Here is a 21,248-nt window from a genome sequence, read left to right as displayed (position 1 = left end):
AAAAGCCGACCGAAGCATGCTTCGGTCGGCTTTTTTAAGGCTTTTTTAAGGCTCGTTATACCTTCGCCGGGTCGGCCGGAACGGGTTTGTCTTTTTTGCCACCGATCCGATTATATACCCGACGAACACCGTTGAAGATATTTTCGGAAGTTAGGTAGACCGTCGGGACCAGCACCAGTGTCAGCAACAGTGAACTGATCAGACCACCGATCAGCACCCAGGCCAGACCATTCTTCGATTCCGAGCCATCGCCGGTAGCTAAAGCCATTGGCAACAGCCCGATCGTCATGGCGATGGTGGTCATCAGGATCGGGCGAATCCGTTCGCGACCTGCTTCTACGAGGGCGTCGACGGTGCTTTTTCCTTCTTCTTTCTGCGCATTGGCAAAGTCGACGAGCAGGATGGCGTTTTTAGCCACCAGACCGATCAGCATGACCATCCCCAGCATAACGAAGAACGAAATCGACTGTTCGGCCAGCGCCAGCGCCAGGAAGGCACCGATAACCGCCATCGGAATCGAGAACAGGACCACGAAAGGGCGAAAGTATGAATTATACAGGGCCACCATCAACAGATAGACGAACATAACGGCCAGACCAAGGGCAATACCCAGGCTACCGAAGGCATCCGACTGACGTTCCAGATCACCTTTGAGCGCGTAGGTAACGCCACCAGGCAGTTTTTTCGTTTTCAGAATGTTGTCGATCTCAGCACCCACCGTACCGGTTGGCCGGCCAATGACGTTCGAGTTGACGAACAATGAACCCACCCGATTATAGCGGGTCAGCTGTGTCGCACCCGTACTGAGTTGTAGGTCCGCAATCTGCCGAATCTCGATCAGATTTCCCTGGGCATCCGGAACGGTCAGGTCGCCGACGTTATCCTTACTTTGGCGGTTAAACTGGTTGAGTTCCACGCGGATGTCGTAATCACGGCTACCGATCCGGTATTTGCTATCGGTATTTCCGGAGAAAGCAGTTTGCAGCGTTGCCCCGACGTTCGCTACCGAAACGCCGTATTGAGCCATTTTTCGGCGGTCCAGATTGACTCTCAGCTCCGGTTTTGGATCGTCGACACCCAATTCTACGTCGGTCGTACCACTCACCGATTTAACCACTTGTTTAACAATCGCTGCTGCCTGTTGCAGCTCCTGTTGCGAATTGCCCTGCAGGAGAATTTGAATCGGCGTCGCATTCGCACCACCCGTAATGCCCACTGGTGCAGATTTGACGTTCAGGCCAGGCGTTTTCATAATCTGGGCCTTCGTCTGGGCCGCAAACTGATCGACCGAAATCGTGCGCTGATCTTTAGGAACGATGGTTACCGTAATCTCGGCTTTGTGGTAAGGCGTTGAGCCCAGACCGCCCCCCGATGCCGAGCTGGAATACCCTACGTTGCTGTTCACTTTCGTAACCAGCTTGTTCTGCATCAGTTGTTTTTCGATACCCTGACAAATGCGGTTGGTCTCGGCCAGGCTGTTGAACGGTTCCCCTTCGATCTGAACGATAAATTCGCCCTGGTCGCTTTGTGGGAAGAACGTTGTACCGATAAAACCACCGGCTACCAGACCTATCGAGGCCACGAATAAAACAATTGCCGTAATGTACACCCAGCGTTTGTGACCTAGGCTCCAGGCAAGCAGCCGCGCGTAACCGTGTTTCAGCGAATCGAACTGGCCTTCGAACCAGGAGAGAAACCGTTTGCCGAGACCGGGTCCGTTCAGATCCGTTTCTTTCGCGAACCGTGACGCCAGCAGGGGCGTAATGGTGAACGATACGATCAGCGACATGAGCGTCGAGAACACGACCACGAGGGCAAACTCCCGGATAATATTGGCAATCAGACCCTGCACGAACACCAGCGGCAGAAACACGACTACGTCGACCATGGTAATGGCCACCGCCGTAAAGCCAATTTCGTTCCGCCCGTCGAGCGAAGCCGTTCGGCGGTCTTTGCCCATTTCGAGGTGCCGGTAGATATTCTCCAGGACCACAATCGAGTCATCGACCAGAATACCCACGACCAGCGACAGGGCCATCAGGGTCATCAGGTTGAGCGTGAATCCCAGCAGATACATCGGCACAAACACCGAAATGATCGAAGCCGGTACGGAAACCATGACGATGAAGGCGTTTCGCAGGCTATGCAGGAACAACAACATCACCAGCGCTACCAGCACAACGGCAAACTCAAGGTCAAATATTACCCCCTCGGCCGAAGCCAGCGTATAGGTGGAGGAGTCGCTGGTGATTTCGAATTTCAGGCCGATGTTGGCATACTGCTTCTCGATGCCGCCCAGAATACTGCGTACCTGCTGACTGATCACCACCGCGTTGGCATCTGTCTGTTTCTGAATCGTGATCCCGATGGATTCGCGCCCGTTGATCCGGTTGATGGTCGTTGGGTCGGCCACGCCATCAGTCACCGTCGCTACGTCGCTCAACACGACTTTGGTGCCATTCGGAGAGGTTTTCAGGGCGGCATTCCGGATCTGGTTGATGTCGGTAAATTTACCCGCCAGCCGGATGGCGTACTGGGCCTGATCGGTTTCGATGCGCCCGGTCGGGTAATCGAGGTTGGCCGAGTTGACGGCCTGAACCACCTGCGACAGCGAAAGATTGTAGAGCTTGATTTTATTCGGGTCGACCCCAATCCGGATTTCGCGCTCACGACCACCCGTCAGCGTCACCTGGCCCACCCCGTCGACTTTGGTCAATTGCGTACGGATCTGGTCATCGACCAGGTCGTACAGCTTGGTCGCTTCCAAGTTACCCCGGATACCCATCCGGATGACCGGCACATCGTCGGTCGAGAACTTCAGCAACGTAGGCGACTCCACTTCATCCGGCAGTTGCGACAGAATGGCGTTTACCTTCCGCTGTGCATCTTCCAGCGCCCGATTCGGATCCGCATTCGAGGTCAATTCCAGTTGGATTGTCGACGCCCCTTCCTGGCTGGTCGAACTGATGTTTTTCAGGTTCTCCAGCGACGAAACAGCGTCTTCGATCTTCCGGGTTACCGAGTTTTCGACCTCGCCGGCCGCTGCCCCCGGATACGCCGTGATGATCGTAACCACCGACGCATCGAATTTCGGCAAAAGGGTATAGTTCAGGCTTTTATACGAGATAAAACCAAGAATACCCAGGACAGTAAAAGCCACCACAACCAGCGTCGGGCGTTTAATGGCTATTTCAGTTACTGACATTCGTTTGTTTGTTTTGAGGGTGGTTCGTCGGGCAAACGCCTGACGCCTACCGGATTGTTAAGGATTCACCGCTACCGACGTATCTGACTGGCTCTGAGCTGCCCCATTTCCACTTACCGTTACTTTGGCTCCATTGCTGAGATTCAGCTGGCCATTTACTACAATCGGATCGCCTTTTTTGAGGCCGTTCAAGACCTGGTACAGATCCCCGGTGTCGTAGCCCAACTGGATTTTGCGCAGCCGAACCGTATTGTTGTTCTCCAGTACGTACACGCTGGCGCTATCGGCACCACCAATCAGAGCCCGGCGTGGAATGAACAGGCCATCGATTCCGTTGCGAAAGGTGAAACTGGCATTGGCCAGCGTGCCGGCTTTCAATTGATTTTTGCTGTTGTTGCTCAGGTAAATCTCGACCGGATAGTTGTGCAGATCATCACCTTTGGGGCTGATGTAGTGAACCGACCCAGTAAAGGTCACGCCCGGAAACGCCTGGGCGGTAATGGTAGCCTTATCGCCCAGCTTAAGCTGATAAACCGCCTGCTCCGGCACATTCACCACCAGTTTCAGGTTCTGCAAATTAATGACCGAGGCCAGCACCGCACCGACGGCAACGTACTCGCCATTTTCGACTTTTTTGTCGTAAACATACCCGCTGATCGGGGCAATGACGGCACCGTTGCCCAGCACCCGCTGCTGCTGTTTGGCATTCAGAATGGCCGTGTTATACTGATCTTTGTATTTCTGATAAGTTTCCTGTGTAACGGCCCCACCTTTCAGCAGTCGTTCGTAGCGCTCCAGTTCGCGTTTGGCGTTTTCAACGGCGGTCTGGTTGTTTTCAACCACGATACCCTGCACTTCGTCCTGAATATAACCGACCTGCTGGCCTTTCTTAACGGCCGAACCCAGCAGCAGCTTGAAGTTCTGGAGTTTCCCGCGAGTTTCGGCGATGATATTTCCCTCGTTCTGGGCTTCTACCGTTCCCAGCAGCGACAGTTTCTGATCGAGCCGCTCGTAGGTTACGGGTTGCACCTGCACAACGGGTATGGTCTGAAACTGCGCCGTAGCGGTCTTCGCGGTCTCGATCTTTTTTTTGTTATTAACCAGGCGGAAAGCAATCAGCGCGATCAGGGCAGCTACCGCTCCAATAATGATAACTCGTTTCATGGTAACTGTTTATTTTTGAGTAACGTAATCAAGAATAGAACCCTGCGCATTTTCGTAGTCTAACCGGGATTGATATAGACTAATGAGCTTGTTTGCTAAATTGTTTTGGGCTGTGGTCAAGGCATCTTTCGCGTCGATCAGCGTCACCGATGTAGCGATGCCTTCCCGGTATTCCAGTTCAGTAACGCTCAGAATTTTGCGGGCGAGTTCGATATTGTCCCGTTCGCGCTGGATGTCGGTTACCAGATTCTGGTAGCTAACCTGCGCATTGCTCAGATTCAGCTGGGCCGACTCGCGGGTCAGAATTTGCTGCAACCGCAGCGTTTCGAGATTCAGTCGGTTTTCGCGGTCACGGTACCGGCGCTGGTTGCCATCGAAGGGCGTCCAGGCAAGGGTCAGACCAATCGTCGAGCTTTTAAACCAGGGTAGCTTTCCATCGAAAAAGCTGAAGGTTTGTCGCTGGGCGTTGGTGGCGTAGGTACCGTAAAAACCAAGCGATGGCAAATACCCACGGTTGTTCGACTGGCGGTTCAGGTCCTGCAACTGCGTGTTCAGCACCAGTTGCCGAAAGTCGGGCCGCCGTTCGAAAAATCGGGTTTCCGCATTCGGCAGATCGGCTACCTGCAGCTCTTTTTCAATCTCCAGTGGCTGAAGCGCCAGGGTTTCGGCCAGGGGCATTCCCATCTGAAATTTCAGTTGATTGATCGCCTGCTCGTAGTTTCGGTTTGACTGCTCCAGTTGCGACTGTAAATTATTGCGGTTCAGCTGAATGCGGCCGAAGTCGATCTCGCGGGTGGTACCGTTCTTAAGCCGAACCTGCTCCTGTTGCAACAGCGTATCCGACGAATTCAGGTCGCGGATGGTCAGGCGTCTCTGCAGGTCGATCACCAGCGTCTGGTAGTATGCTTTGGCGATATTATAAGCCTGAGTTTGTTCGGCCTGGAGGGTCGCCTGGGCCTGCACCTGGGTCTGAATCTTAGCCGCTTTAAGTGCCAGTCCAAACGACGGATCGAAGATTTTCTGATCGACGCGACCCGTCAGTGTCGAGCTATACTGCGTACCGAACTGTACGGGAATGAACGTGCCGGGCTGCCCCAGGAATTCACCGGGGAGCAGCTGAACCGGAATTTTAACGTTGTCCAGCAGCGATCCGGCCACAGAAACCTGCGGTAAATTCTTACCGATCACCTGTTGCGTCTGCACGGTCGATATTTGCTCATTGACCCGTGCGATTTTGATGTTGGGGTTGTTGACCCGTGCGTACTCAACGCACTGTGCGAGTGTGTAGCCACCCGAGGGAGCATTCTGTGCGCTGGCCCAGGTGGTCAGCAGCGTCAGCACGATCAGTAGCCTCTGCCTTGTGCCTTTCATTTGGTTATGAAATCTAAATGTCTGATAGTGTGAGAGATGGTGTTTATAAACTTTTGATAAACCGGCGGATGGCCCGCTCGAAGAGGAGGGTAGGTTGCTTAAAAAGTGCTACCATGTTGGGGTCTTCGATTTTCTTGAGCAGTTTGGCGCCCTGGTGAGGTTGAATGCTGGTAATCAGATTGATATACCCCTGCATTAGACAAAACCAGTTGAAAATCACTTCAGAAATGTTATCTGTGGCGGGGCTGACTTCCCGAAACAGGCTTTCGATCTTTAGCTTAGCTTCCTGCATGCCTTCCCGTACCATTTCCCGTTGCTGTTCCATCCGCTCGGGATTGTGCATCAGTCGGTATACTTCAGGTTGTTCATTGGCAAACGTCCACTGCAGCATCGACAGCCGGACGATTTTTTCTTCGGCGTTCAGATCCATCGCCAGCGTTTCATCAAATGCCCTGCGGTTAGCGAGGTGACCTTCCTTTACGATGTTGAGCAGCACATCCTCTTTATTCTGAAAATGCTCGTACACAATCGGAGGTGTGTAGTCGATGGCTTCGGCGATGCTCCGAATGGTAACGGCATTCCAGTCTTTGTCGCGGGCAATTTGTCGGGCAGCGTCCAGAATACGCTGGCGGATTTCGGCTTTCTGGCGCGTTCGACGATCAGTAACACTCATTTTTCTAACGGCTTTCAAAATATCTAACAAAGGTAGATTTTATTTGTTTCGTTAAACAAGAATTTTTTCAAAAATTTTATAAATAGCTGTCTATGAACTATTAAAGGCTATTCTAATAAGTGAGTAACAGCGTCTTTATGAGAAAAATACAAACTTAACTTTTTATTGTTCCTGATTTTTGCAGCCCCCACATCCACTTGATTAAACGACCATCAGATCGGTAGGAAGCTAGCTTCAGGAGCAAGTGAGATAACCGACCACAAACGCTGGCAAATACTTCTTTGGTTATTTAGATTAATTAAAAATAATTTTTATTCCTGTGTTTTTTGCTGTTGCTTTGCGGACTGAATCAACCTCTACTGGGAATAATGAATTTAGGTTTTGTACGCATTCTGCTTATAATCTTGTGCTTACCTGTGCTGTCGATTGCGCAGCAACTGGGTACCATTCGCGGAAAAATAACCACTGCCGACGGCGATCCGGTCGAATATGTAACCGTCAGTCTGAAAGGGCGGGGGCAGGGCTCGATCACGAATGCGAAAGGAGAATACATTATCAATCGGGTAAAAGCCGGTACACACGTGGTTCAGGCCTCGGTAATCGGACTAAAAACAAGTGAGGTAACCATTACGCTCGGCGATTCAGAAGCCGCGACGCTAAACTTTACCCTGGCCGAGAGTAGCGCTCAGTTGCAGGAAGTCATTGTAACGGCTGGCCGTATCAACAGGTTCGCCCGCACCAGCAGCGATTATGTGTCGAAAATGCCGCTCCGGAATCTGGAAAATCCCCAGGTATACAACACCATCGGTAAAGAGCTGCTAACGGAACAACTGGTGTTCTCGGTCGATGAAGCCATGCGGAATGCGCCCGGCGTCCAGAAAATGTGGGAAGCAACCGGTCGGGCCGGCGACGGCGGCAGCTATTACAGTACCCGGGGCTTCATTGTGCAAAGCCAGCTTCGAAACGGCCTGGCGGGTAACGTTACCAGCGACATCGACGCGGTCAATCTCGAAAAACTGGAAACGATCAAAGGACCGTCGGCCACGTTGTTTGGTAGTTCGCTTACGTCCTACGGTGGACTGGTAAACCGGGTGACCAAAAAACCTTACGAAACCTTCGGCGGAGAGGTCGCCGTGTCGGCAGGAAGTTATGACTTTCAGCGGGTTAGCCTGGATGTGAACACCCCCGTTACCAGCCGCCGCAATCTGTTGCTGCGCGTCAATACGGCTTTCAGTCACCAGGGCACTTTTCAGACAATCGGTTTCAGCCGAAATTTTGCGCTGGCTCCGAGTCTGTTATTCAAGCCCAACGAACGCCTGTCGGTCCAGCTCGATGCGGAAATTTTCCGCTCCGAAAATGTGGGCAAACAGATTTTCTTCTTTTATGTTCCGGGCTATACCCTCGGTGCTACCCGGGCCGACCAGCTATCCGTCGACTATCGCAACTCTTACATGGGGGGTGGGCTGACGCAGCACTCACGTAGCACCAACCTGTTCGGCCAGGTGAACTATCGGATGTCGTCCGCCTTTACGTCATCGACGAATATCAGTTCGAGCCACAGCTATTCGAATGGTTTCGGACCGTATTTCTACATCATTCCCGGCGGAACGACCCTGGGTGTGAACAACCTGGTCCGGGCGGATCAATCGACCCGCAACAGCACCAACGATGTACTGGAAGTACAGCAGTTGTTCAATGGTGATTTTCGGCTGGGTAGCCTGCGCAACCGGATCGTGCTGGGGCTGGACTACCTGCACGTCAATTCCAATCAGTTATTCTTTGGCAGTACCTACGACACTGTTCCCATTACGGCAAACGGCGATTACAGCCAGTTTAACGGAGCCGCTCTGATGGCTCTGTACGCCAGCAAAGCTCCTGATTTCACCTATCCTGTCACCGGCATTCGGAATACGTCTAGCGCTTTTCTGTCCGATGTGCTGAACCTCACAGACAACCTGAGTGTACTGGCTGCCCTGCGGGTCGACCATTTCAACAACAAAGGCGGTACCGAAGGGAGCGCTGTAGCAGGCTATGAGCAGACAGCGTTCTCGCCGAAATTTGGGGTAGTCTACCAGCCGCTGAAGGACAAAGTGTCGCTGTTTGCCAACTACCAGAACAGCTTCAACAACCGGGGCATTTATAATGCATACGACGTAACAGCTTCCGATAGCCTGACGCAGCGGTTCGCCAAACTCGAACAGGCGAACCAGTTCGAAGCGGGGGTTAAACTCGACGCTTTTTCTGGAAAACTAAGCGCTACCCTGAGCTATTACAATATTCGGGTCAGTAACCTGCTTCGCACTGACCCGAACCCGTTGGCAGCTGCCCGCTTTGCTCAGACGCAGGACGGCGAGCAGTCGAGCAAAGGGTTTGAAGTCGATGTAGTGGCCAATCCCTTCAGCGGATTCAATGTAGTGGCTGGCTTTAGCTACAACGATTCGAAACTGGACAAAGCGGATGCCGATGTCAACGGTCGTCGGCCCACCACGGCTTCTTCGCCGGTGCTGGCAAACCTGTGGCTAAGCTATCGACTGCCCGATTACATGGTGAAAGGATTAGGAGTTGGCTTTGGGGGAAATTATGCCAGTGATAACAAGATTCAGAACAGCGTTAGTATGGGCGAGTTTATTTTGCCTGCTTACACCGTGCTGAACGCATCCGCTTTCTATGATCAGCCGAAATTCCGGATTTCGGCCAAAGTAGATAACCTGACCAACCAGCATTACTGGATTGGTTACACCACCATGAACCCACAGAAATTAAGAAGTTTCGTAGGAAGCGTTGCTTACAAATTTTAAGCCCAAATATCAGTAGACCAAAAACGGTATCGAAGCTTTCGATACCGTTTTTCTTTAGGCCGTTTCGTGAATTATGGTTTCCAGTCGCAGGCAGGGGCAAGCCATTCCTGACCCGGATCGATGGGCATACCCTCGGGGGGCGTTTGCGGAGTGGTTGGTTTGATATCCGCTACGTTGCCTTCCGCCCGGCGAAGCTGATCAAGGGCGAACAGATGATGAGCCGCTAGTTTCGGATTGGCACCTGACGCCGTTAGCTTGCTTTTTAGCTGGCTCATCTTCAGACCGGCAATGGCCCGCGCCTGAGAGGTAGCTTCCGGGTTATTGGCCAGATCGATCAGTTTCTGTAGCAGCAGCTTGTCGGTCAGGCGCTTTACTTCAGCCTGATACCCATCGGCCGGGTCGGCTTTGTACCAGGTGGTAGCAAGCAGTTGATCGAGCATCGATTCCAGGCTGAGTTGCGCCGGGTCGAGCGCTGACTGCATCACGAGTCGGCTTACCCGTTCGCTATTGAACAGCATTTGCAACGTCATACCAGCCGCGGCTTCGGGTGCTGCCATCGGGTCAAAGGTAATACCGGTTCGGCGTTTGAACACCTCCCGGAAGTTCGGATCGTACCGGAACGGACGCGCTGGAATCAGGTTGAGAATTGGCTTGGGAAGTGCCAGGAAAGCCGGGTCGATGGTGGCCAGCAGCGCGTCCAGCGCCCGCTTCTGCTCCTGTACCGGAACCGTTGACATAACCGGCTGACCGTCACCGCGCAGCGCATTGGTGTAGGTTTGTCCGCCCACAACTTTTGCCGCGGCTTCGACCTGATAGCGGTGGAACATATACATCGGCACAAGTACTTCTTCGAGCGTGGCCATGGGCGTTCCCATCGGAATTTTCTTCTCACTGAAGTTGGACAGCACCAGTTTACGGACGTCGGATACGCGCTTCAGTTCATCGACGGCGTTGGCGCCATTATCCCACAGGTGCGTGCCGGGGTGGGCCGATCCTTCCGGCCGGGCATCCTGATCGGTCAGGAAACTCAGCCCGGCTTTGTGCATGTCGTTTACGATCTTATCCAGCGCCTGCTTTTCGTCGGCGCCGGCCGGAAACTGTTCGTAGCCATAGCGAATGCTCCACTTGTCGTATTCACCAATGTTTTTAGCATACGCATCCGAAAGGTCGATGCTGGCTCCTTTGATCTTGGCAACCATCGTCGGATAATCCATGACCGACGCCCGGTTCTGCGTGCTGGCGATGTAGTTGTGCGGTAAACCCAATGTATGCCCAACTTCGTGTGCCGCCAGCTGCCGCAGCCGCTCGATCGACATCTGCATCATCGGGTCCGATGAAGGCGCTGTAGCCCCAGCGTAATCGCCGACAAGCCCCTGCGCGATGAGGTAGTCCTGCCGAACCCGCAGCGAACCCAGCGTAACTTTTCCTTTAATGATCTCGCCCGTGCGCGGGTCGCTGATGCTGCCACCATACGACCAGCCCCGTGTCGAGCGGTGTACCCACTGAACCAGGTTATAGCGAATATCCATCGGATCGGCATCAGCCGGTAACAGTTTAACCTGAAAAGCATTCTTATAACCAGCCGCTTCAAATGCCTGATTCCACCAGGATGTTCCCTCTACCAGCGCCGAACGGATCGGTTCGGGCGTGCCTGGGTCGACATAATAGATAATCGGTTTAACGGCTTCACTCACCGCTGCCGACGGGTCTTTTTTCTCCAGCCGGTGCCGCGAAATGTAGCGCTTCATGATCGGCTGGCTTACGGGCGTTGCGTAATCGAAATACTCGATGCCACCGTAACCGATCCGGGGATCGAACAGGCGGGGTTTGTACCCGGCATCGGGCAGCTGCACAAACGAATGGTGCTGGTGCATGGTCACTGCGGTCGGGGTCGGAACCACCTCCCGCAGGAAAGCACCGGGATTTTCGCCAGTGAGCGTGATGATCGTTTCAAACTCCGTATTCTGGGGGAAAGCCTTGGTATGGGGCAGATACAGCGCGCTCCGCGCCGGATCGAACCGGAACGCCCCCTGTTTGGTCCGGCTGATGGCCTGCACCGCGCCGACTGCGTCCTGCATCAGAAACGGAGTTAGGTCGACCAGCACTTTCCCACCCTCTTCGGCCGTAACATCAAACCCGGCATGGACCGATTTGGCGAACGATTCTTCTACCGCCCGCTTTTCGAGCGGATCGTTGCTGATAGCCCGATAGGCGTAGTTCGGCTCGATGAGCAGCACTTTGGGACCGCTCCGCTGGAATTTTACAATATGCTCCTGGCCCAGCCGCCCCCGGTCGAGACCGATGTCGTTGGAGCCAACACCTTGGGCCAAAGTTGGATAATACAGGAATTCAGTGTCGAACTTGTCGATTTCGAGCCAGACTTTTCCTTTCTTAGCATCCCAGTAAAAGGTCATGAAGCCCGGATGGCGTTCCATACCATTGGTGAAACTGGAAATGCTGGAAGAACCACCGGCTCCGGCGGGCGCTTGTGCCGAAAGCTGGTAGGCGGTGGTCAGTAGTACGTAGAGAAGTGTAAATAAGCGTTTTTTCATGCTGGCAGAGGTTGTTAGTAAGGCATTATAAAAGTGGGTACTGTAAAATAGTAGTTAGACCTGTTGAGCGCGTTATCCATGTACCGGGTACGCTCCCGGAGGGGCGTACTCAACTGTTACCTCGACGGTTTGAGGGAATGAAGCCGAAGTATGGCAGCCAACCGTTTGCACTACGACAGGGGCTAGCATCATAGATGCCGAATGGCCCTTATTTCCCCTGGCTAACCCGGTTTGGCTTTGCTTCGTCCAACTGTTTGATAAGCTCTTTCACGGCTACGTCCAATTGAGTATTCTGATCCGTATAGCTCTCGCCAATGGGGCGCGAAACCGGAATATCAACTGGGCGCGGAATCAGCTCCATGTTTTTGCCTGTATTGTCGGTTATACGCGAGAACGGCAGGCGAATCGATGAGCCGTCGATCAGTTGAGCCGCCGAGGTATAAATAATCCAGCCAGCGGTGGGTTCGCCGACAACTTTGCCCAGCTTCAGCGTTCGGTAGCCTTCCGTAAAATCTTCGGCATCGGAGAGCGAATGCTGGTTTGTGACCAGAATCGTAGGGGCTTCGAGGGCGCGCTGGCCGAGTTGAGTTCGGGCCGGAGCTGGCGGCAACCCGCGCGACGTCATGGTCATATACCCTTTCCGGGCAAAAACATCGATGGCATATGCATTGACAAACCCACCATTGTTGTTGCGAACGTCTACGACGACGCCTTCCCGCGTCTGATTATCGGCATCGAGGTCGATATACAACTGGTTGAGCGATTCGGCCGACATATCGAACATATGCACGTAACCCAGCCGTCCATTACTAGCTTTGCTGACATAATCTCGTTGCTGCTCTACCCACTGTTTATAAAGCAGTGCTTTTTCGGTCGCTAAACTGATTGGTAACACGCTCACCTCCTTCGCCGTCGCTTTGGGCTCCGAGGCAACCGCCAGCGTGACGCGGTGGTTGATTTTGTTGCTCAGCAACTCGTCCAGGTTGGTATTGGCATCGACGCTTTTTCCGTCGATAGCCAGCAGGTAATCACCGGGTTTAACCGAGCCGGCCAAGGCCGCAGGACCCAGTACGACAACTTCGGTGATCAGCAGCTTGCCCGTATTTTCGTAGGTAATACGGTCGAAACGCAGACCTAACCGTCCGGTACTGATGTCCGTAGCTCCCTGCGGACCCGATACCCCCGAGTGAGACGCATTCAGTTCGCCCACCATCAGGCTCAGCAGCCGGCGCAGTTCGTCGGGCGTACGGGCACCGGCGGCCAGTGGTTCGTAGCGGGTACGAACGGCTTTCCAGTCGACTCCGTGAAACTCTGGGTCGTAGAACCCTTTGTTCTGCACATCCCAGGCTTGCTGGAAGACCTGTAATTTTTCTGTGGCAAAATCGATGTCCAGTTCGGCCGTTACACTCAGCGGTTTAGGTTCTCGTCGTTCGAGCGTAATCGATTGAATCCGACCCTGCTCGAGGTAAAAGACCTCTTTGCCGTCCGCCGTAAACTGGGCGTTGCTCTTCTGGCCGGGCGTCGTGGTGAGCTGACGGGCAACGGCCCGTTCGCTGTTTGTCTCATCCAGTGGATACGTGTACAAGTTTTGCCGGCCGGCCACGCTGGCGGTCAGTAGAAGGGTCTTCCCATCCTTACTGATCGATTGAGCATTCACTTCGACCCCAACGGGCAGCAGGCTCAGCCGCTGACGAATGCCGTCGAAAACAAGGCTTGTTGCTGCGGTGCCTTTGGGGCGGGTTGCCGAACTGGCCAGTGTATCGCGCGTCGGCGCTTTTTCGGTAGCAGCTGGGCTTGGCGCAATAGGCGTTGTGGTGGGACGGATATTTCGAGGGACTTCTTCGTTGAACAGATCCCGGAATTGATCTTCCCGGAATTTGGGCAGGCGCGGCACCAGATCGACGCGGGCTACCTGCGCGGTTTCGGTCCGCTGGTTCGTTCCGAAGAGAATGTATTTACCATCGGGACTCCAGCTGATGTTGCCGCCGAAGGTGTTGGCCAGAAAACTAATGGGCCGACTCTCTCCACCGGCAGCGGGCACCACCCAGACATTCCGGAAGGTTTTGGCTCCATACACAAAAAAGGCCAGCCATTTCCCATCAGGCGACCAGGTCACCGAACCCGAACCCGCAAAGGGTGCCCGGCCCAGGTATCCTTTATATAGCGTACGATCTTTTTTGCCGTTGAATTCCAGCACATGTAGTTCCTGCCCATTGCGCAGATAAGCAACCGACTGCCCATCGGGCGAAACGACGGGTGAGCTGTCGTCCTGCTGAGAATTGGTCAGCTGGGTTTCGGTATGGGTCGAGAAGTCGTATTGAAACAGGCTGGCGGCTCCGTCGCGTGTGCTGGTATACAGCAACGTGCGGCTGTTGGGCAGCCAGGCCAGTTGCGACTCCAGACCAGGTGTGTCGCTGACCCGCACAGCATCTCCTCCGTCGCGGGCTGAAACGGCAAATACTTCACCATGCGCCGTAAACGCTACTTTTTTACCATCGGGCGAAACGACCAGATCCCGAAACTGATTCGTCAGTTTCTGATGATCGACAGCCTGCCCTGCGGCCGCTCCCCGTAACCTGATCGCCACAGATTCTGCTTTTTTGGCAGCGATATCGTATTTCCAGATCTGAAAATCACGCTCGAACACAAGGGTACGCCCATCGTGACTAATGGACGGCCAGAGTACTCGTCCGTCTTTAAAAGAAGTCAGCATGGTCGGTTGGCCCTTCAGGGGCTTTGCCCATAGATTCTGGTTTCCGCTCCGATCCGACATATAATACAGGGTCTGCCCATCCGGGCTCCACAGAGGCCATAACTCCTTCGCTCCGCCTTCCGTCAGCCGTTCATAGACGGGCTTCTCGCCTTTTTTCGTACCGATTTTGCAGGTCCATATCTCGGTTTGATCCAGGTGGCTGCTGCCTCTCCGCCACCATTGGGCTGCGGCAATTCCCCGGGCCGAGAAAGCCAGTAAAGTTCCGTCGGGCGATGGTGTTCCGAAAAATTCGCTGGCGTATCGGTCGGCGGTGACAGGCATGGGCGTTCCGCCGGTGATGGCCACCCGGTAGATATCGTTCATGCCTGAAATATCCCGGCTGGTCGACTGAAAATAAACCAGTTTACTGTCGTTCGACCAGGCGGTCAGGGTTTCAGCGCCATCGTCGTAAGTCAGCCGACGCAGGGCGCCGGTTTCGAGGGTCAGCAGGTAAATATCGCCGTTGCCGGAGCGGGTTGACCCAAAAGCCATGTATTTGCCATCCGGAGAGTAGAGCGGCCGCGACTCATTGTCGGCATGAGCGACCAGGAGCCGGGCTTCGCCACCACTAACGGGCACTGTCCATATATCGCCCCCCGATACGAACGCAATCTCCCGACCGTCGGGCGATAAGGCGGGTTCTGCATACGCAAATGCTGGGGTTAGCCTGCTTGACTGAGCGGTCAGGGAAACGGGTTTAAAAGCCCATAAGACGGTCAAGGATAGAAAAAAATGTAGACGTTTAACGCGATACATGGATTAAACGGAGGTTTGCTGTGAAGATTCGGGGAGCTTTCTGAAAGCCGTTAGTTGGCAGCCGAATTTACCAACTTTCAGCCGTTTCCAACCAATCTGAATCAGGTTTTTATTGCGTCATCTGTTCCCGGTTCGGAGCGTTGACAGCATTAGTATTAATTAAAAAACGGTATCGATCGAAAAATCGCGATCGATACCGTTTTCAGTCAGTCAAATTATGGATGCATTACCGTATCCGATTCGAATCTTTTACCATCCGTTCGTCGCGTCGGATAAAGCGATTGGCTAACGCATTGAATACCAGTGCCGCAATGATAGCGTAAAAGCCAGCCTGGAACGTTCCCTGATCATCCGGACTGCCGTAGCCTTTTCCCAGATAGACGGTTCGGTAAAGGATAATGCCCATGATGGCCGTCAGCATCAGCGCATTTACGGCACAAAGGGCGGTTTGTGTCAGCCGGTTGCGGTACTGAAAAACAGCGTAGAGCGCCACCAGACCGACTAAAGCAATGAGCAGCGCTAAATACCAGACGGTGTTGACATAGGTGGTCACGCCGTCCTGATAGCTATATTGGAGCGCCGTCAGGTGTGCCATTTCGGGTAGTTTGGTTCCCGCTTTTTCCCAGATAGGATTGGCCAGGGCGACCCCCATGGCTATGGCAATAAGAAACAAAAATATTGTCTGAACGCGTTGAATCATTGATATAGACGTATAATGAAAAATGTACAACGGACAATGCATAGCAAGAACCGTACATTAGCCACTGTACATTATTCATTATACATTAATCCGAGGCAAAAATAGGCCAAAAACGATAGATTATGAAAGCAGACGTACGGCTGATCGTAACCGCCGATGGATCGCACACGGCCATCAACCAGGTGCTCGACAAAACTTACCATTCGGTGCATGGCGCTTATCAGGAATCGCAGCGGGTTTATATTGAACTTGGCCTGCTGGCTGCTTTTGAGAAATTCTCCGGTCAGCCTCTGCAAGTTTTTGAAATGGGGTTCGGGACAGGACTAAATGCGTTGCTGACTGCTCAGGAGGCCGAAGTCGCTCAACGTCAGGTAGTGTATACCGCGGTAGAAGCGTTTCCGATGTCGGTAGCCGATGCCGCTCCGCTAAATTACGACGAGTTGCTGGGTACTCATTATTTACAGTTGTTGCATCAATCGGAATGGAATGAGCTTGCTCGGATAAATCCATATTTTACACTATTCAAACACGAGAGCCGGCTGCAGGATTTCCAGCCGGCCGAACGATTCGATCTGATTTATTACGATGCGTTTGCGCCAACGGCTCAGCCGGAACTCTGGAGCGCCGATATTTTTCAGCAGCTAGCCAGCTTCCTCCGGCCGGGTGGTATCCTGACCACGTATTGCTCTAAAAGCGAGGTGCAGCGAAACATGCGGGCGGCTGGCCTGACGGTCGAGAAGCATCCGGGGCCTCCGCACAAGCGGGATATCCTGCGGGCAATCAAATAATAGACGTTCTCCTGGACACCGGAGTTTGGTGTTCGGGAGAAATCCTGACGACGTGTTCATAGCCGGATTTTAATGCATTATAGCGATGCTGATCGCTAATTTTATTAATCTTCTGTCGTTATCAGGTAAACAACATCCAACTTGATATGAACCGTCTGCTTCTCTTTTTTGCGGCTTTTGTTCTGGTTACGGCCAGTGCCTTCCGCACGACTTTACCGACCGAGCCCCCCGCCACCAAAGCCAATCTGGACCATAAACAGATTAAGTGGCTGACCATTCAGGAGGCTTATGCATTAACCAAAAAGCAACCCCGGAAATTTGTCGTAGACGTATATACCGACTGGTGTGGCTGGTGTAAAGTGATGGACCGCAAAACATTTTCCCAACCCGCTATCATCGATTATGTCAACGAGAATTTTTATCCGGTTCGCTTCAATGCCGAACAAACAGCCGATGTAACCCTGGGCAAAGAAACCTTCAAGTTCATTCGGGGGGGAAGTCACGGCGTTCATGAGTTGGCAGCCGCCATGCTGAAGAACCAGATGAGTTATCCATCGACGGTGTTTCTGGATGAGAAATTCAACCTGATCCAACCGATTCCGGGCTATCTGGAACCACGTACATTCCACCAGATCATTACCTATTTCGGTAATGACTACCACCAGAAAGAGCCCTTCGACCAATACAAAGCCGGAACCTACGCCCGCCAGTTTCAATCATCGCTCACGGCGAGCAAGTAATTCGTAATACACCAGACAACGCGGACGGTGGGCCGCAACCGTGAAAACTTACGCTCGATCAGGCATCTATTTAAGATAGAGCACGAGTATGGGTTTCCACGGCTGCGGCCCACCGTCCGCGTTATGTATTTTTGTACCTTTATCGGGTAATTACTTAATCAACATACATGAATAAGTCTGTCGCGCTCCTTTCTGCGATACTTTTAACGGGCGGTCTGGTGGCTACAGTAGCTCCCCGCAAATTCATCGATCCAGCCAATATGGATCTCTCCGTCAAGCCGGGAGATAATTTTTACCAGTATGCCAACGGAAACTGGCTTCGGCAGAATGCTATTCCGGCTTCCAAAACTTCGTGGGGGAGTTTCAACGAACTGCGCGAGAAAAGCCTCGATGCCATGAAGTCGCTGCTGGAAGAAGCTTCGACAACAACCACCAAAGGCCGGTTATACCAGATGGTCGGCGATTTTTACTCGAGCGGAATGGACAGCCTGTCTATCGAGAAGCTGGGTTTCGATCCGGTCAAATCGGATCTGGCGCGGGTGGATAAAGTAAACAATAAAGCCGCTTTTCTGGATGAACTGGCTTATCAGCGGACGCAGAGTAACGGCATGTTATTCGGCTTCTTTGTCGCCCAGGACCGTAAGAATGTCTCCAAATACCTGCCACAGTTCAGTCAGGGTGGCACGACGCTACCCGACCGCGATTATTACCTGAAGAGTGACCCCCGCAGTAAAAACATCCGGGATGCTTACGTTGATCACCTGACGAAGATGTTTGCCCTGATTGGCGAGGAACCTAACCAGGCTTCGCAGGATGCCGATATTATCATGCGGGTTGAGACGGCGCTGGCCAGGGCGCAGATGCCCCGCGTCGAACTGCGCGATCCATATAAAACCTATAACAAACTGACTGTCGCTGATTTCAGTAAACAGACGCCTGGTATGAACTGGGCTAGTCTGCTGACGAAACTAGGCGTCAATGGGCAGGATACCGTGCTGGTACAAAGCCCGGCTTTCTATCGCTCGCTCGACAGTCTGGTAACGGCCACCCCGATCGAAGACCTGCGTACGTACATGCGCTGGAACATTCTAAAAGGAGCGGCTCCCTACCTGAGCGACGCGTTTGTAAAACAGAACTTCGCTTTCTCGAAAACACTGACCGGTCAGAAAGAACAAACCCCCCGCTGGCAGCGGATTAGTGGTCTGATCGATGGCTCGCTGGGCGATCTGCTGGGTCAGCTTTACGTGCAGAAGTACTTCAAACCGGAAGCGAAGCAGCGCATGATGACTCTGGTGAGCAATCTGGAAACCTCTTATACCGAGCATATTAAAAAGCTCGACTGGATGAGCGAGGACACCAAGAAAAAAGCCCTGACGAAGCTGCTGGCCTTCAAGCGTAAAATCGCCTATCCCGATAAATGGAAGACCTACGAGGGAGTTACTATTGCGCGCAATGATTTTTACGGAAACGTAAAGTCAGTAGGCAAGTGGCAGTACAATTACATGATCAACCGGCTGGGCAAACCCGTCGACCGGACGGAGTGGGGCATGACGCCACCAACCGTGAATGCATACTATAATCCAGTCAATAACGAGATTGCGTTTCCGGCGGCTATTCTGCAGTTTCCCTTCTTCGATTTCGAAGCCGACGATGCGATCAATTATGGCGGTATCGGGGCCGTGATCGGCCACGAAATGACGCACGGCTTCGATGATTCGGGTCGGCAGTACGACGCTGACGGTACCCTGCGCGACTGGTGGACCAAAACCGATGCCGACAATTTCAAAAAACGGGCCGATCAGGTGAAAGAGCAGTTTTTCGGCTTCAAGGTACTAGACTCTATCAAGGTAAACGGCCAACTGACGCTGGGCGAAAACCTGGCCGATCTGGGCGGGCTGGCTATCGCGTACGACGCTTTCAAAAAAACGGCTCAGGGTAAATCGTCCGGGAAAAAAAGCATGATCGACGGCTTCACACCCGATCAGCGGTTCTTTCTGTCGTGGGCCCAGGTCTGGCGAATCAATGTCCGGCCTGAAACCGAAGCTCAGCTTATTCTGACCGATCCACACGCGCCGGGTCTTTACCGGTGTAACGGTCCGCTGTCGAATATTAACGCCTGGTATCAAGCCTTCAGCGTACAGCCGGGCGATAAGATGTACAAAAAGCCGGAGGACCGAATCAAGGTCTGGTAATCTCGTAAAGTGGACTTGGTTAAACTTTCGAGTCTAAGCAAGTCCACTGATTTAAACGGTAGGAACGTGTTGTTACGCTATCTATAGTTATGCGTCATAGAGCTAAATCTTAGCATAAATTATGCGCATAGTCTGTATTTCAGATACCCATAGTTTGCACCGACAGCTAGCAATTCCGAACGGTGATATATTAATTCACGCAGGGGATCTGACCTCAAATGGTGAAAAATCGACCGTTTTAGATTTTAACGAATGGTTAGGCGAGCTACCACACCCTTATAAAATTGTAGTTCCTGGCAATCATGACTACGGGTTCGGAGAAGACGGTGCTGGTCATGAATCGTTACTTACAAATGCTATATATCTAAACAATAGTAGCGTTACGATAGAAGGTCTACGAATATGGGGTTCTCCTGTATCACCTATTTCGCCAAAATTTGGCATACATGGAATTTATGCCATTCGGCGAGGCTCTGCCATCAATGAATACTGGCAGCGCATTCCGGCCAATACCGATATTCTGGTTACACATTGCCCGCCTTATGGAATACTAGACAAAAACGAAGTAGGTTCAGAGGAAGGCTGCAAGGATTTATTAAAGGCAGTAAAAAAACGTATTAAGCCTCGCTTACACGTATTTGGGCATATTCATTCTGGATATGGACACGTACTCCTCGAGGGAATTCAATATGTAAATGCAGCAAACGTTGGGGTGGGAGGCAAACTTGCACAAAACAGACTAGCTAGACTAGCTTATCGATTAGCCATTTCTCTATACCTGTTTCGTTTACTAAACTTTATTAAACGGAAATTGCACCATCAAATTACTGCTAAGATGTATCTTTCGGTCAGCAAAAAACCAGTCATTATAGACTTATAACTTTCTGATAATAGTGAGTGCTTCACCGTTACTCAGCTGATTTCGAATACCTAAATATGCAAGAGTCATGATAACTGAATATAGGTATTTTCTATCCACAGCTCTCTCGATCTGGCAAACTGACTATAGAAAACTATTAGCTATACTGCTGCTATTTGTTAGTGTAGCCTGCCAGACGAAACAAAAGCAGGATACTGAAACTGCGACGGCTACAACCGCTGTGGCTGAAGACAGTGCTGCATTATTAGCAAAGAGACCCGGACCTGATGCCCCTCGCTCAGCCGCCGACCGACTGGTTCGAGCGCTTTATTTCGAGCACAATACGAAAGAAAATCCGTTTCGGGAAACGAAAGACCGTTCACTGATCGAGCAGTTTTTTGCTAAGCCAGTAGCAGAGCAAATCTGGAACGACGCGCAGAAAGGCTCTGGTAAGATCAATCGAACAAAAACGAATCTCTTGTTCGATGCTCCCGATTCGGCAGTCAAAAAAACGTGGGTAGAGCCAGCCGCCGTCGGTGGTTCGAAAGCCATCGTTTACGTAACCTTCCTGAATAATAATAAGCCAGAGGAGATTCGGATCGAATTAAATCAGATAGCCAGTCGATGGCGCATTACGGAAATGACGTATCCAAACGGAAAGAGGCTCACGGAGTTGCTCAAATAAAACCGATGTCGAA

The 21,248-nt window shown here is 52.4% G+C and carries 13 protein-coding genes; 6 read left to right on the top strand and 7 right to left on the bottom strand.

All coding sequences use genetic code 11. The features are described 5' to 3' along the window. Nucleotides 1-55: 55 nt before the first annotated feature. The 4 genes from ACYVC2_RS29220 to ACYVC2_RS29205 are packed head-to-tail and all read right to left on the bottom strand — an operon-like array spanning nt 56 to nt 6,413. Nucleotides 56-3,205: an efflux RND transporter permease subunit gene (locus ACYVC2_RS29220; protein ID WP_461108661.1), complete on the bottom strand. Its 3,150-nt coding sequence runs from the start codon at nt 3,203-3,205 to the stop codon at nt 56-58. A 57-nt stretch (nt 3,206-3,262) separates the two neighbouring features. Further along, complete coding sequence (locus ACYVC2_RS29215) at nt 3,263-4,369, bottom strand: efflux RND transporter periplasmic adaptor subunit (RefSeq protein WP_461108659.1); 1,107 nt, start codon at nt 4,367-4,369, stop codon at nt 3,263-3,265. A 9-nt stretch (nt 4,370-4,378) separates the two neighbouring features. Further along, entirely contained in the window at nt 4,379-5,740 is a 1,362-nt protein-coding gene (locus tag ACYVC2_RS29210; protein WP_461108657.1) for a TolC family protein, read from the bottom strand. A gap of 43 nt (nt 5,741-5,783) precedes the next feature. Then, complete coding sequence (locus ACYVC2_RS29205; RefSeq protein ID WP_461108655.1) at nt 5,784-6,413, bottom strand: TetR/AcrR family transcriptional regulator; 630 nt, start codon at nt 6,411-6,413, stop codon at nt 5,784-5,786. A gap of 368 nt (nt 6,414-6,781) precedes the next feature. Between ACYVC2_RS29205 and ACYVC2_RS29200 the strand changes: the two genes are divergently transcribed. Continuing rightward, nucleotides 6,782-9,211: a TonB-dependent receptor domain-containing protein gene (locus ACYVC2_RS29200; RefSeq protein WP_461108653.1), complete on the top strand. Its 2,430-nt coding sequence runs from the start codon at nt 6,782-6,784 to the stop codon at nt 9,209-9,211. Between the two features lie 71 nt (nt 9,212-9,282). Here the strand turns inward: ACYVC2_RS29200 and ACYVC2_RS29195 are convergent, their stop codons facing one another. The 3 genes from ACYVC2_RS29195 to ACYVC2_RS29185 form a co-directional block, all read right to left on the bottom strand. Continuing rightward, nucleotides 9,283-11,763 (bottom strand): zinc-dependent metalloprotease, encoded by a 2,481-nt coding sequence (locus tag ACYVC2_RS29195; protein WP_461108651.1) that lies wholly within the window; start codon nt 11,761-11,763, stop codon nt 9,283-9,285. Nucleotides 11,764-11,971: 208 nt separating this feature from the next. Beyond that, on the bottom strand, nt 11,972-15,235 hold the full coding sequence (locus ACYVC2_RS29190; RefSeq protein WP_461108649.1) for a S41 family peptidase: 3,264 nt from the start codon (nt 15,233-15,235) through the stop codon (nt 11,972-11,974). Between the two features lie 262 nt (nt 15,236-15,497). Next, entirely contained in the window at nt 15,498-15,971 is a 474-nt protein-coding gene (locus tag ACYVC2_RS29185) for a DUF4293 domain-containing protein (protein ID WP_461108647.1), read from the bottom strand. Between the two features lie 122 nt (nt 15,972-16,093). Here ACYVC2_RS29185 and mnmC2 point away from each other — a divergent pair, with 122 nt between their 5' ends. The 5 genes from mnmC2 (at nt 16,094) to ACYVC2_RS29160 (ending at nt 21,235) form a co-directional block, all read left to right on the top strand. Beyond that, entirely contained in the window at nt 16,094-16,759 is a 666-nt protein-coding gene (gene mnmC2 / locus ACYVC2_RS29180; RefSeq protein WP_461108645.1) for a tRNA (5-methylaminomethyl-2-thiouridine)(34)-methyltransferase MnmC2, read from the top strand. A gap of 146 nt (nt 16,760-16,905) precedes the next feature. Then, nucleotides 16,906-17,499 (top strand): thioredoxin family protein, encoded by a 594-nt coding sequence (locus tag ACYVC2_RS29175; protein WP_461108643.1) that lies wholly within the window; start codon nt 16,906-16,908, stop codon nt 17,497-17,499. A gap of 167 nt (nt 17,500-17,666) precedes the next feature. Then, complete coding sequence (locus ACYVC2_RS29170; RefSeq protein ID WP_461108641.1) at nt 17,667-19,691, top strand: M13 family metallopeptidase; 2,025 nt, start codon at nt 17,667-17,669, stop codon at nt 19,689-19,691. Between the two features lie 121 nt (nt 19,692-19,812). After that, a complete protein-coding gene (locus ACYVC2_RS29165) occupies nt 19,813-20,571 on the top strand; it encodes a metallophosphatase domain-containing protein (RefSeq protein ID WP_461108639.1) in 759 nt (252 codons plus the stop codon). A 220-nt stretch (nt 20,572-20,791) separates the two neighbouring features. After that, on the top strand, nt 20,792-21,235 hold the full coding sequence (locus tag ACYVC2_RS29160) for a hypothetical protein (RefSeq protein WP_461108637.1): 444 nt from the start codon (nt 20,792-20,794) through the stop codon (nt 21,233-21,235). Nucleotides 21,236-21,248 lie beyond the last annotated feature (13 nt).

Source organism: Spirosoma koreense (assembly GCF_054777875.1).
Note: the sequence above shows the minus strand (reverse complement) of the source record. Positions and strands in the feature narration are given on the sequence as shown.